Origin of the sequence: Sphingobacterium sp. lm-10 (assembly GCF_023554555.1) — a bacterium.
In the GTDB taxonomy this organism is placed as follows: domain Bacteria; phylum Bacteroidota; class Bacteroidia; order Sphingobacteriales; family Sphingobacteriaceae; genus Sphingobacterium.
This window is the reverse complement of sequence record NZ_JAMJWC010000002.1, coordinates 930,864-944,595: the sequence shown is the minus strand read 5'-3', so window position 1 is coordinate 944,595 and position 13,732 is coordinate 930,864. Positions and strand designations below refer to the sequence as shown.

General features: G+C 43.1%; 12 protein-coding genes. 7 read left to right on the top strand and 5 right to left on the bottom strand.

Features of this window, described 5'->3' with window-relative positions; genetic code table 11:
- The first annotated feature begins 9 nt into the window (after window positions 1–9).
- Both M8998_RS16245 and M8998_RS14195 read left to right on the top strand, forming a co-directional pair.
- Window positions 10–753, top strand: coding sequence for an efflux RND transporter permease subunit (locus tag M8998_RS16245; protein ID WP_284040482.1), 744 nt, complete (start codon window positions 10–12; stop codon window positions 751–753).
- Window positions 668–3,178: an efflux RND transporter permease subunit gene (locus M8998_RS14195; protein WP_349665665.1), complete on the top strand. Its 2,511-nt coding sequence runs from the start codon at window positions 668–670 to the stop codon at window positions 3,176–3,178. The genes M8998_RS16245 and M8998_RS14195 overlap by 86 nt, the downstream gene beginning before the upstream one ends.
- A gap of 100 nt (window positions 3,179–3,278) precedes the next feature.
- Here M8998_RS14195 and M8998_RS14190 read toward each other — a convergent pair whose 3' ends face one another.
- Genes M8998_RS14190 through M8998_RS14180 form a run of 3 tightly spaced genes read right to left on the bottom strand, consistent with a single transcriptional unit; the run spans window position 3,279 to window position 6,703 of the window.
- Window positions 3,279–4,295, bottom strand: a complete 1,017-nt coding sequence (locus M8998_RS14190; RefSeq protein ID WP_249993916.1) for a transglutaminase family protein — start codon at window positions 4,293–4,295, stop codon at window positions 3,279–3,281.
- A gap of 20 nt (window positions 4,296–4,315) precedes the next feature.
- Window positions 4,316–5,236 (bottom strand): alpha-E domain-containing protein, encoded by a 921-nt coding sequence (locus M8998_RS14185; protein ID WP_249993914.1) that lies wholly within the window; start codon window positions 5,234–5,236, stop codon window positions 4,316–4,318.
- A gap of 24 nt (window positions 5,237–5,260) precedes the next feature.
- Window positions 5,261–6,703 (bottom strand): circularly permuted type 2 ATP-grasp protein, encoded by a 1,443-nt coding sequence (locus M8998_RS14180; RefSeq protein WP_249993913.1) that lies wholly within the window; start codon window positions 6,701–6,703, stop codon window positions 5,261–5,263.
- A 707-nt stretch (window positions 6,704–7,410) separates the two neighbouring features.
- Here M8998_RS14180 and M8998_RS14175 point away from each other — a divergent pair.
- Entirely contained in the window at window positions 7,411–8,508 is a 1,098-nt protein-coding gene (locus tag M8998_RS14175; protein ID WP_249993911.1) for a zinc-binding metallopeptidase family protein, read from the top strand.
- Window positions 8,509–8,551: 43 nt separating this feature from the next.
- Here the strand turns inward: M8998_RS14175 and M8998_RS14170 are convergent, their stop codons facing one another.
- Window positions 8,552–9,124, bottom strand: a complete 573-nt coding sequence (locus tag M8998_RS14170) for a hypothetical protein (protein ID WP_249993909.1) — start codon at window positions 9,122–9,124, stop codon at window positions 8,552–8,554.
- A 25-nt stretch (window positions 9,125–9,149) separates the two neighbouring features.
- Window positions 9,150–10,157, bottom strand: coding sequence for a DNA polymerase III subunit delta (holA, locus tag M8998_RS14165; RefSeq protein WP_249993907.1), 1,008 nt, complete (start codon window positions 10,155–10,157; stop codon window positions 9,150–9,152).
- Between the two features lie 83 nt (window positions 10,158–10,240).
- On the opposite strand from holA, the gene M8998_RS14160 reads away from it, so the two are divergent.
- From M8998_RS14160 to M8998_RS14145, 4 genes are all read left to right on the top strand, one after another.
- Entirely contained in the window at window positions 10,241–10,711 is a 471-nt protein-coding gene (locus M8998_RS14160; protein WP_249993905.1) for a type I restriction enzyme HsdR N-terminal domain-containing protein, read from the top strand.
- 51 nt (window positions 10,712–10,762) lie between these two features.
- Window positions 10,763–11,464, top strand: coding sequence for an ATP-dependent Clp endopeptidase proteolytic subunit ClpP (gene clpP / locus M8998_RS14155; protein WP_249993904.1), 702 nt, complete (start codon window positions 10,763–10,765; stop codon window positions 11,462–11,464).
- 3 nt (window positions 11,465–11,467) lie between these two features.
- Window positions 11,468–12,718 carry an ATP-dependent Clp protease ATP-binding subunit ClpX gene (gene clpX, locus M8998_RS14150; protein WP_249993902.1) on the top strand — a complete coding sequence of 417 codons (1,251 nt, stop codon included), beginning with the start codon at window positions 11,468–11,470 and terminating at the stop codon, window positions 12,716–12,718.
- Between the two features lie 69 nt (window positions 12,719–12,787).
- A complete protein-coding gene (locus M8998_RS14145) occupies window positions 12,788–13,612 on the top strand; it encodes an AMP nucleosidase (protein ID WP_249993900.1) in 825 nt (274 codons plus the stop codon).
- Window positions 13,613–13,732: the final 120 nt, after the last annotated feature.

Sequence of the window (13,732 nt, the reverse complement as noted above, 5' to 3'; positions counted from 1 at the left end):
CTTTAGTTTATGATAGTTTCCAAAGTTTTTATCCGCAGGCCGGTTACGGCAATGGTTATATCTATTCTCCTGTGCATCGTCGGCGTCATAGCACTGGTGAGTCTTCCTATTAGCCAGTATCCAGATGTAGCACCACCCACGGTGACGGTACAGGCTTCCTTTACTGGGGCCGATGCGAAGACAGTGGAGGAAACGGTGACCACACCGCTGGAAGCGGAAATCAATGGTGTACCCGGCATGATCTACATGCAGTCCAACAGTACGGCCGATGGCAATTGCTTAATCACCGTCACCTTCGAGGTAGGGACTGATGTGGATATTGCCACCGTTGAAGTGCAAAACCGGGTAAGCATCGCCGAACCCATTCTTCCAGAAGCTGTCCGACAGCTGGGCATCACTACACGAACGGCTAGCCAAGACATTCTTATGATGATCTCGCTGATTTCTCCCAACGATACACGAGATGTCAATTTTCTATCTAACTATGCTAACATCTACTTGCGTGATGCTATTCAACGCGTGGAGGGTGTGGGTGATGTATTGATATTCGGCCAGGAATTCTCCATGCGAATTTGGCTGGATGCTAGCAAACTCTCCAGCCTCTCACTCACGCCACAGGATGTAGAAAATGCCATCAGGGATCAGAATTTACGAGTTCGGTGGGCGCGTGGGTGCACGACCGCAACCGGAATCGCAGGTGCTGGAATATCCAGTGATCACCGACAGCAATCTGAGCGAAGTAGAAGATTTTGAACAGGTCGTGGTCAAGACGAACGAAGACGGGTCTATTGTATACCTGAAAGATGTAGCCAGGGTAGAGCTCGGGCAGTTTACCTACGACACCTTTGCTAGGCTAAATGGCGAGGTGTCCTCCGGTATGGCGGTCAACCAATTGCCGGGCGGCAATGCCGTAGAAACGGAAGAGGGTATCCATAAAGCATTGACGGATTTAAAAAGAAACTTTCCCCCAGGAGTCGATTATGTCATCAACTACGAGACAGTATCTGCGGTACATGAATCGGTAGAATCGGTTTTCCGAACTATGATCCTTGCCTTATTATTGGTATCGGCGGTTGTCTTCTTTTTTCTTCAAAACTGGAGGTCTACCTTAATTCCTGTATTGACCATTCCTGTATCTATTGTAGCTTCTTTCACAGCTTTCACCATGTTTGACTTATCCATTAATAATTTAACGATGCTCGCGTTAATTTTAGCTATCGGAATTGTGGTAGACGATGCGATCGTTGTGGTGGAGGCAGTACAAAAATATATTGACGACGAGGACATTAGTGCTAAAAAGGCGACAAAAAAGGGCATGAAAGACATTACAGCGCCCCTCATAGCGATATGCCTGGTACTAACCGCAGTGTTTGTACCAGTTGGTTTTATTCCCGGTATGGTCGGTCAACTTTATGTACAATTTTCAACCACCATAGCCGTAGCAGTAGTACTTTCCACCGTCATTGCCCTCACGCTCACGCCGGCATTATGCTCCATCCTGCTCAAACCCACAAAGATTACCAAAGATGCTAAAGGCCTAAATAAATTCTTCTATCGATTCAACAAACGGCTGGATAAGGTCACCGAAAAATACGCCAACGGCGTACAAACCGCCATAAAGAAGAAAGTTCTCGTGATCATCAGTCTAGTTATCATCTTAGGTGGTACAGCCTTCTTGTTTTTTAGGACACCCACTGGTTTCATTCCAGAGGAGGATATCGGATTATTTATGATCGGTATTACGCTTCCTCATGGTGCTTCCAGTGCCCGCACCGATGAGGTGCTTAGCGATATGTATGACCGTATCAAGGATGAAGTTCCAGAACTCAAATACTTTACAACCATATCGGGGAGAAACAACCTCAACCAATCAATACAACCTAACGTAGGTTCTGTTTTTGTTGCATTAAAGGAGTGGGAAGATCGTTCACGAAGCAGCGCCGAAATAATAGATCAAATTAATGCCCTATTCAGCGATTACAAGAAAGCCGAGGTAATGGTGGCAACTCCTCCCCCAATCCCCGGGATGGGATCTACCGGTGGTTTCAGCGTGCATCTGCAGAACCGTCGAAATATTGACATCAAGGACTTTGAGGAACAAGGAGAAGAATACATTGCCCATGTCAATGAACGTGACGAAATAGGAGCCGCCTACACCCTATTCACCACAGACATGCCGAATTATAGAATCAAGGTCGACCGAGATCAAGCCGCGGCGATGCGCGTACCCATCAATAGTATTTATAACAATCTATCCAGTTTTTTTGGTAGCACCTATGTAAACGACTTTACCTTATTTGGACGAAATTTCAGAGTAGTGACGCAAGCAGATTCTATGTACCGCATGGATATCGAACATATCAAAGGCCTATATATTGATAATGCTTACGGAAATCCAGTACCGCTATCGGAATTGATATCGTATGAGCTGGCCGAATCTCCCGCTATCATCAACCATTTCAACATCTATCAGTCTATTGAAGTCATGGGTGATGCGGCAAGCAATTACAGCTCGGGCGATGCGATCAATGCTCTGAAAGATGTGGCAAATGGAGAATTAAGTAGTGATCTAGCTTATGAATTTTCGGGATCATCGCTACAAGAGGAAGAAGCAGGAAATCAAACAGCGTTAATCTTTGCCTTGTGTATTGTATTGGTATTCTTTTTACTTGCCGCATTGTACGAAAGCTGGTCGGTACCATTCTCTGTTATGCTAGCAGTGCCTCTGGGTGCTTTCGGATCTATATTAGCGCTGTTTCTCATTCCGAACGTGGACAATAATATTTTTGCGCAGGTGGGGCTTCTCGTTATCATCGGTTTATCTGCTAAAAATGCCATATTGATTGTAGAGTTTGCATTAGAACGTGTACATGGTGGCATGGAACTTACCGATGCGACACTCGAAGCGGTCAAGTTACGTCTGCGCCCAATAATTATGACTTCGATATCTTTCATACTAGGTATTCTACCGTTGCTGTTTTCCTCTGGCCCGGTAGCCGTTTCGACTCAAACTATTGGCTGGACGGTATTCGGGGGGATGACTGCTGCCACTTTCCTTCCGATTTTCATCGTGCCCGTACTATTTGTTAGTATTACCAGACTGGCGTATGGAAAAGAAAAATTAGACGAACTCGAAGAAAAGGGAAAGAAGAAAAAAGACAAACAGAAAGATAGTTAAAACCGGTGAGGGATACTGTATTGTTTCAACATAAAACCCAGAACTCGTAAATTCAGCGTGAGGCCAAAAAAAAAGACTAAAGACTTGCTATTTTATGTAATTATTGCTGTTGCTGCTGTTGTTGTTGCATGATGTATTGCTGATAGGAATTGACCGATTGAGCGTTGCCTGCTCGCTTGTCTTCCACGACTTTCACTTTGTTTGCCGTATTTTTGTCTATACTGGCTATCTCATGGACATTGGCCGACTCCAAGCCGGATTGCGATCCGTCGCCGCCCGTTATCAGAACTGACACAAACAAGTTGTGATGCGACGTACCTTCATAAGTGCCTTTTACCGGCGTACAATCCCTAAAATCCCTTCCTACGGCAATTTGTACATGCCTATTATCTACCCAGCAGTCGTTGGTCGGATCATTGCCAAACCAACCGTATGTCGGAATGTAAACCTCCACCCAAGCATGCGTAGCACCCTCGCCGCGCATCTGGTGGTCCAGGCTTGGGCAGATATAGCCGGATACATAGCGCGCCGGAATGCGAGACAGACGAAGCATCGTGATCATCATGTGCGCAAAATCCTGACAGACACCCGCCTTATTTTCCCATAGCTCGTCTACACCGGTCTCGACGGTGGTAACACCTCTCTCATAACGAAAATTCTGATTGATATAGGTGGAAATAGCGCTTACTGCATCGATAATCGGTGTATCGGATGATAGTATTGTTTTCAATACTTCCTCGACGTCCGCCCGGTGCTCAAATTTTTCCGTTTGGTTGAAGTCCATATACGGAAACTGTCCGATTTTTTTGTGCAGGTCTTCCCATTGCTCCGCCACGGAAATCTGTACATTCGGGAAAGGTGTGTTTTTGGTTTCTACTTTCAACTCGGAGAGGATCACCAATTCTCTGTGGGGCTCCACCACGGTAAATACGCCGATCCTATTTTGGAAATAATCGTTGAAGTAGTCGACATTGACTAATGGCGAAATGATTAAATTTTGTTCCAGTATGGTTTGGTTTTCTCCAGATATGGGAAATAGAATGATCTGGTTGGCACTATTCCCGACATTGCTGTCGTACTGGTATTTGGTGGTATGAGATATGCTATACTTAAACATAAAATGTGGTGTTATTAAGATTAAGAATGGGATTCGGCATTGAGCCCAAAACAGTATTTATTTAAAACTTCAACTAAGGAATAAAAATTTTGTTCTATGGCATTTAAAAAAGCACATTTGCCGTCTGTACTACCATTCAATTTCGAATATTTGATATTCGAATAGGACTTTCCGATCACAAAAGACAAGTTGACGGCCGTCTCATTGGAACCTTCTCCATACAAGTGCTCCGCATGATGAGCAATTTCATGCCAACAGTATATCAGGGAGTTGGGGTAGTTGTCAGCGTACAGCATTTGTTCCAGAATCTTTTCGGTGTCTAAGCGACCGAAATGCTTGCTCAAATACAACTCATACCCATTGAACGACATCAAAAAATAACGCCAACGTAGATTTTCTTGTTCTCCATTGTCGAGTAAAATCAGCTCTTCTTTCATCAGCTGAATGCATTGCAAACCGCGTTCGACAAATTTGCCTAGATTTAGGAAATAAAAACCCTCCGATCGGCTTACCGAATTGTTGATGATGCCGTAATAATGCATGCACCTCTTAATGAGTTCATCGATCACAGAATAGGGATCGTAGGATATTTCTTGCAGTAGCTGTGGATTGCGGATTTGATGATACAAGTCGTTAAGGCTCTGCCAAAGCTCCCTATTGATATTGTCCTGGGCACTTCTGGCATTTTCGCGTGCCTTAAATATATTGTTAAAGACTGAACTCGGCAGCTCTATGTCTAACAATAATTTGGAGAGTACCTCATCTATCGTGTAGTCTTTCGAGATCTTAATATTGTATTTTTGAACGATTTCTTCACTTTGTATATTGGACAAACCGTCTTGAAATGCCATGTACCGGTACTTAAGATAACGTAACATAATGTTCGTTCGCTCCATATACCGACTCATCCAAAATATGTTTTCAGCTACTCTACTTAGCATGTTGTTGTGGTTTGAGTGTTATGATTAGACTTCAACGATCCAGGTGTCTTTGCTACCTCCGCCTTGCGAAGAGTTAACGATGAGAGACCCTTCTTTCAGCGCTACTCTGGTCAGGCCACCAGGCACAATCTCTATACCCTCCGGTCCGTACAAGGCAAAGGGGCGAAGGTCCACGCGTCTTGGCTGCAGCTTGCCATCTATATAACATGGGGTGGACGACAAACTGATGATCGGTTGAGAAATGAATTGCCGCGGATTTTTTTCAATCTGCACGACATACTCCGCAATTTCCCTGTCGGTGGCCGCGTTCCCAATAATCATACCATAGCCGCCACTTTCGTTGGTTTTCTTGACGACCATGTTATGCATGTTTTCGATGGTGTACTTGCGTTCGTCGTCGTTTTCCATGCGATAGGTAGGAACGTTTTTGAGTATGGGTTCTTCATTCATGTAATAGCGGATCATATCCGGCACGTACGCATAGACTGCCTTGTCATCGCCGACACCGTTGCCCATAGCATTGACAATGGCCACATTTCCTTTGCGGTAGGCATGGTAAAGCCCCGGGACACCAAGTATGCTTTCTTGTCGGAACACAAGCGGATCAATAAATTCATCATCGATACGACGGTAGATTACATCGATTCGTTTGAGCCCTTTGGTGGTCTTCATAAACACAGAATGATTTTGCACCAGGAGATCTCTCCCCTCAACCAGTTCGATTCCCATGAGGTTGGCCAGCGTAACGTGCTCAAAATACGCAGAGTTGTACATCCCCGGTGTCAGCAAGACAACCTTAGGTTTTGAACTCAGTTTGCTACCGATCGCTAATAGGTTGTTCATCAAAATGTTGGGGTAGTTATTTACTTGACGCACCTTGTTTTCTGGCAGTATCTTGGGAAAAATCCGCGAGCTCATACTCCTGTTTTCGAGCATGTAGCTGACTCCCGATGGCGTGCGTAAGTTGTCTTCCAACACGTAGTAAGACCCGTCGTGGTCACGGATGAGGTCTATACCACTGATGTGCGAATAAATGTCAAACGGCACTTCTACATTGACCATCTCCCGCAGGAAATTCGTACAGGAATAGATCAATGAGGCTGGCATAATGCCATCTTTAATGATGAATTGCTGGGAATAGATGTCTTTAAGAAATACGTTGAGGGCAGTAAGGCGTTGCTTCACCCCTTTTTCAATGTGACTCCATTCATCCGAAGGGATAATACGGGGGATCATATCGAATGGGAATATTTTCTCCACGCCCTCACCTTCACTGTACACCGTAAAGGTAATGCCTTGTTTCATGAACAGGCTTTTGGCCATATCTTCCCGTTTCTTCACATCATTATCATGGAGCTTAAGGAAAGACTGCACAAAAGTCTGGTAGTGTTTGCGGACTTCAGTGCCCAGCATTTCGTCATAGACGGAATCCGTAGACATATAATTTGTTAACAAGGTATTTTCCATAGGGGTGATTTATGTAATGAAGATGGGGAGGTCTCTTTCACGATCCACTCGCTGAATTTAATTATACTGGATTTAACACGGATTATTTCAACATTCATGACTATTTCTCTTCATTTTTCTACACCTACGCTTTAATTAGTTCGATTTGGTTAAATTTTTAGCAATATATTTCAAGTGACATTCGGAAATAAAGGCTTCGAACCCACACAAAATCGATTACACAAAGAATAGCTTGCCTTATTTCATTAAAATTACAACCGATATTTATATCAAAGTATAAAATTTATAGAAAATGCTGACAATATTATATTAAATTTATTGCCTACACCTTTCATTATTATCTTCTAAACAGTCATAAAGAACCTCAACACCTATTAATACCTTCCTGAATCCAATAATGTTTTAAAAATAATGTAAAATACTTTAACGAGTTATTAAAAGAGCATGCAATAAAATAGATCAGGAAAAAGTTATTTCGTCTATTTTTTTTCCTTTATTTCATTAATAATCAATTATTTGAATACATAAATAAGGGAACAACACTGATCTGCGTATTTTTAAAGACGCCTCTAAGCTTTTCTTAATCGGTATAGTGTGAACGCAACAGAATTGGAATTTCATCCAAAAGAAAAATAAAAAGCCTCTGGATTCAAAAACTTTTTGCCCATATCAGGCATTTACTTAAAAAACAAAACCTCGATAACATCATGCAAATTTTCACATGCAGCCATTGCGAACAGCCTGTTTATTTTGCGAATATAGCTTGCGTGGCTTGCGGTTCAAAATTAGGATTTGAGCCTGGGACCATGAAAATGATCGCTTTAGATGAGCGGGGCAAATCCAAAATGTTGGAAAAATCAGGCCAGGGCTACCGTTTTTGCCGTAATCGCGACGAAGGTGTTTGCAATTGGCTGATTCCCGAGGAGCATGATACGGAGTACTGTACTGCTTGCCAATTCAACCATATTATTCCCGATCTGGAAAAAGCGGAGTTCAGAGCCAAATGGGCACGGCTGGAAGATGCCAAACGAAGACTTGTATATGCCATGATCAAGCTGGAATTGCCCCTAATTACCAAAGCGCAGGATTTCGAGCGAGGACTTTCCTTCGAATTTAAGTCCGACCTTTCCGAACCAGAAGGACAAAGGGTATTGACAGGGCACGATTCCGGCGTGATCACGCTCAATATCGCTGAAGCCAATGACGTGCAGCGCGAAATCATGCGCATGCAGATGGATGAGGTCTACCGAACCCTATTAGGTCATTTTCGCCACGAGATTGCACATTATTACTGGGAAATACTGATTGCACCCAATCCGGATAGGCTATCTCGCTGCCGAGATGTTTTCGGCGATGAACGTACCGATTACGGCAAAGCCCTGGAACAGCACTATCAGAAACCGAACGACGACCAATGGCGCGCCCAGCATATTAGCCGGTACGCAGCGTCGCATCCTTGGGAAGATTGGGCAGAATCTTGGGCACATTACCTGCATATGGTAGATACCTTAGAGACTGCTTACTCATTTGGTATATCGATAAAGCCAAAATCCATAGACGACGATACGATGAACGCTGAGGTAAGCCTAAACCCTTACAAAACCAAGGATTTCGAATGGATATTTGACAGGTGGATCCCAGTAACCACACTGATGAACTGCATGAACAGAAGCATGGGACTGCGAGAACTCTATCCTTTTGAAATCAATCATAACGTATACAAAAAGATTGCATTCGTCCACGAAATCATCGTTGAACACCGTACAGAAGCTTTCGAGCGGCTGGCCAAAGCCAGAGTCGAATAGTCAGGCCAGCCTCAGCACGAGGCCAAAAAGCCACCCTAAACAGTTACTTCAACATCAAACCCAGGGAGAGACTAAGGTGCTGGTGTTGAAAACGTCGTCCGAAATCGTGCGCATTACGGTTTAGTTCCTGGTATCCGTACGAAACGGAAACCGTGTAATTGTTGCGCCTCATTGTCTCGTATACATACAGCAGGCCACCGCGAAATAAAAAACCCCGATCATAGACCGGGCCTATGCGTGGCGCGTAACCAGTATTCCCCAAGATACCGATCCAAGAGTAATCATTGAGGTAGTAAAGTGGTGCGCGCGCATCGATAAACAGAGGCATTAAATAGGTGTCGTATTGACGGCGTATCGCATTCCTATCGGATGCGTCGGTGCTTACATAAGATCCACGAAATGTCTCATTGCCTGCCCCCAGACCTACATAAGCACGATCGTTGAAATTCAATCCAAAAATAAAATGGGCAGCATAACCATTGAAAACACCATCGTAACCCGGATTACGTAAACCAAATTGTCCGCCAACCTGAAATTGGGTGTAGTAGTAAGTTTGTGCGAATCCGGTCAGCGTGAAAAGGCTGAAAATCGAGATCCATAAAAGCTTTATTTTCATGAATAAGAAATTGAAGATGCTTGCCTTAATGCATTATTTTATATACTAATTCTTTCAGCAGTTCGCCCGATGTGGTATTCGGCCCTACGTGCAGACCTTTCGACTTCAAGTCGTATTCTTTCAGCAAGTTGATCACGTCAAAAGTTTTTCGTCTCGAATAATTGCGTGCTGCAAGCTCGTAGTCTTTGGTAAAAAAAGGATGAACGCCCAGTTCCTTTGCCGCTGCCTGCGAAGATTTATCTGGCAGGTAGTGGTACTTCAGTACTTTTGTAAAATAACTACCCAGCGAACCAATCACGACTGGAATGGGATTCGATTTGGGGTTAGCCGCAAAATAATCCACTATTTGGAATGCTTTAAACACATTTTTTTTGGTCAGTGCTGTGTTCAATTCAAATACGTTGAAATCTTTACTGATTCCGATGTTGCGTTCTATATCTTCTGTTGTTATTTCTTTTTCTAAAGGCACATTTAGCAACAGCTTTTCAATCTCGTTAGATACTTTAGAAAGATCGGTGCCCAAATAGTCGGCCATCAATACGGATGCCTGTGGATGTATCTTTCTACCTACCGACAGAAACTGATCTGCGATCCAAGGTGCCACTTTGTCGTCGTACAATTTTTTAGACTCTAGCACAACTCCTGCTTTATCCAGCAGTTTGTATGTTTTTTTCCTTTTATCTACCAAGCCATATTTATGCGCGAGTACTAAAATAGTCGTCGGCGTAGGAGCCTCTAAATACTTCTGAAGCAGATCATCGTCTTTCCACTTCAAATTTTGAGCTTCTTTTACCAGCACCAATTGATAATCGCTCATCATCGGGTAACGTTTGGAGACATTAATGATTGTCATGAAATCAGTCTCTTTACCATACAAAATGGTTTGATCGAATCCTTTTTGTGCCTCCGTTAACACGGTAGCTTCCAATGCATCTGATATGACATCAATGAAGTGAGACTCATCCCCATGCAACAAATACACGGGACTGAATTTCTTGCGCTTTATATCTCCTAAAATTGCTTTAACATCCACTGTACGAAAATACAATTTTTTATTGGCCTGATGGTCAGAAACCGCTCTCTTGTAGAATTCTCAGTTTATCTGTATTTTTGCAGATGTTTGTACCTATTCCGTTAAATCTTCCTAATTGTGTACTAAAACTTACCAAAGGGGAAAATTGTACTTATGTGTACGATGAACTACGGAAGAAGAAATTGGTACTTACACCAGAGGAATGGGTGCGCCAACATTGGATTCATTACCTGCACACCCATAAAAAATACCCAAAAAGTTTGATGCAAATTGAGGGTGGTTTAACGTTAAACTCCCTGAAAAAACGCAGCGATCTACTCATTTACGATACGGCAGGTTCGAAAATTTTGCTGGCAGAGTTTAAAGCACCAACTGTCAAAATTTCCGAAAAAACATTTTCTCAAATTGCAAATTATAATAAAGTTCACAAAATACCCTTACTTTTAGTCAGTAATGGAATTGAGCATTATTATTGTATAATAAATTTTGAACGTGAAGATTTTACTTTTTTGGACGAGCTTCCGGCTTTTCAAAGCATCAATCCGAATGTTTAACAGAGAAAATAATAACACAATTAAAACAGTATTACGATAAAGGTTAAGCATATGAATATAGATAAGAACGAATTCAGAAAATACGCTATCAAGCACCACCGTATCGGCAGCCAACATGTCGATAGTTTCATAGGTCGTGTGGAAAGCAATATACCTACGAACCTGACACCTTATATTATTGAAGAACGTCAGATGAACGTAGCGCAGATGGACGTGTTCTCCCGCCTAATGATGGATCGGATTATCTTTATGGGCGACGCGATCAATGATCAAGTAGCCAATATTGTACAGGCACAGCTATTGTTTTTACAATCTACTGATGCACAGCGTGATATCCAGATTTACATCAATTCTCCGGGTGGCAGCGTGTATGCCGGCTTAGGTATTTATGACACGATGCAATACATTGCTCCCGACGTAGCGACGATCTGTACCGGAATTGCTGCCTCCATGGGTGCAGTTTTGTTGGTGGCAGGTGCTAAAGGCAAGCGTGCAGCACTACGTCATTCTCGTGTGATGATTCACCAGCCATCTGGCGGTGCTCAAGGGGTCGCCTCGGATATGGAGATCAACCTCAGAGAGATGTTGAAATTGAAAGAGGAATTGTACACCATCATTGCAGAGCATTCCGGACAAACGTATGAGTGGGTAGAGAAATCCTCCGATCGTGATTATTGGATGCGTGCTGCTGAAGCAAAAGAATATGGTATGATCGATGAGATCTTGATGCCAAAAAAGAAGGAAAATAAATAAAACATGAGTAAGTCGAACCAAAAAGATATACATTGTTCTTTCTGCGGTATAAGCAAAAGCGAGGCACAAATGCTGATTGCTGGGGATGGCGCACATATCTGTGATCGATGTGTACAACAGGCTAGCGAAATACTCGCAGAAGAACTCAAACAACGCAAAAGCAAGAATCTGCAGACAGTACTGAAGCTAATTAAGCCCATGGAGATCAAACAACATCTTGATCAATACGTTATTGGGCAGGATGATGCTAAAAAGGTGATTTCTGTAGCGGTATACAATCATTATAAAAGATTGAACCAACGCGTAGATCCAGATGAAATTGAGATCGAGAAATCCAACTTAATTGTAGTCGGTGAAACCGGTACCGGTAAAACGCTATTAGCAAAGACGGTTGCAAAGATTCTGAATGTGCCATTTTGTATCGTGGATGCCACGGTGCTTACAGAAGCCGGCTACGTGGGTGAAGATGTGGAAAGCATACTTACCCGCTTGTTACAAGCGGCAGATTATGATGTAGCAGCTGCCGAGCGCGGTATCATCTACATTGATGAGATTGATAAGATCGCTCGTAAAAGCGACAATCCTTCCATCACACGTGATGTATCGGGAGAAGGTGTACAGCAAGCGCTTCTGAAAATATTGGAAGGCACGAACGTCAATGTACCGCCGCAAGGTGGGCGTAAGCATCCAGATCAGAAAATGATTTCGGTGAACACGAGCAATATACTATTCATTTGTGGTGGCGCTTTCGATGGTATTCAAAAGAAGATTGCTGACAGATTACGCACCCAAACGGTTGGTTATAAAATGAAAGATGACGAGCAGGATATTGACCTGAAGAATCTGTATAAATATATCACACCGCAGGATCTGAAGAACTTTGGCTTAATTCCCGAATTAATCGGTCGTTTGCCAGTGCTTACCTACTTGGACCCATTGGATAAGGAAACGCTGTTAAGCATTCTTACTGTGCCTAAAAATGCACTCACAAAACAGTATGCTAAACTCTTCGAATACGAAGGTGTAGCGCTACAGTTCGACCAAGAGGTATTCGATTTTATCGTCGAAAAGGCTTGGGAGTTTAAGCTCGGCGCCCGTGGATTACGAAGTATCTGCGAGGCCATTATGCTGGATGCGATGTTTGAAATACCGACCAGCAAAGAACATGAAAGCGAGAAAACATTACATGTCACGCTCGACTACGCAAAAAAGAAGATAGCCAAATCGGATATAAAAAAAATGCAAGTCGCTTAAGACATCCAACCCTCGCCCTAGTGCGAGGGTTTTTATTAATATAACAAATCTTAAAAATGAAAGGACTCTATGAGCAAAAACAAAAAATTAAAACTCGAAAATTCACCGGTAATAGCCGGACTTAAAAGTAAAGAGGATATTGTGATCAATTGGTTGCCAAGATATACTGGCAGACCCTTGGAAGAATTTGGGGAATATATCTTACTCACCAATTTTTCGAATTACGTAAAGATCTTCTCCGAAATGCATGATCACGCTCCTATCCTAGGCCTGGACAAGCCAATGCAAACCTGTACAGCAGGAGGCATCACCATCATCAACTTTGGCATGGGAAGCCCAATGGCTGCCACTATCATGGATTTATTATCTGCTATCAAACCAAAAGCAGTTTTGTTTCTTGGTAAAGCTGGGGGCTTGAAAAAGAACAACAATATAGGAGACTTAGTGCTGCCGATCGCAGCGATTCGTGGCGAAGGAACGTCTAATGATTACTTTCCGCCTGAAGTACCGGCTCTGCCTGCATTTGCTTTGCAAAAGGCCATCTCAACGACCATTAGAGATCATTCTTCCGATTACTGGACAGGCACGGTGTATACCACCAACAGACGTGTTTGGGAACACGACAAGGCCTTTAAGAAATACCTGAAAACGATCCGCGCGATGTGTGTTGATATGGAAACTGCCACCATATTTAGTGTAGGATTCGCCAATAAAATTCCAACAGGTGCATTGCTGCTTGTATCCGACCAGCCGATGATTCCGGAAGGTGTGAAAACCGCTCAATCAGACGTGTCAGTGACTGCAAAATATGTGGAAAAACACATCGGCATTGGCATTGACGCCTTGAAGCAGCTTATCAACAATGGATTAACGGTAAAACACCTTCAGTTTTAACCGTATTATTAAATTAAACATCTACCTTCGGATGTATCAATGCACTTGCCTCAGGCAAGTCGTTGATAACCATCCGTCTGAACCTACCCCATAACAACCTAACGCTGAATTGCATATCCC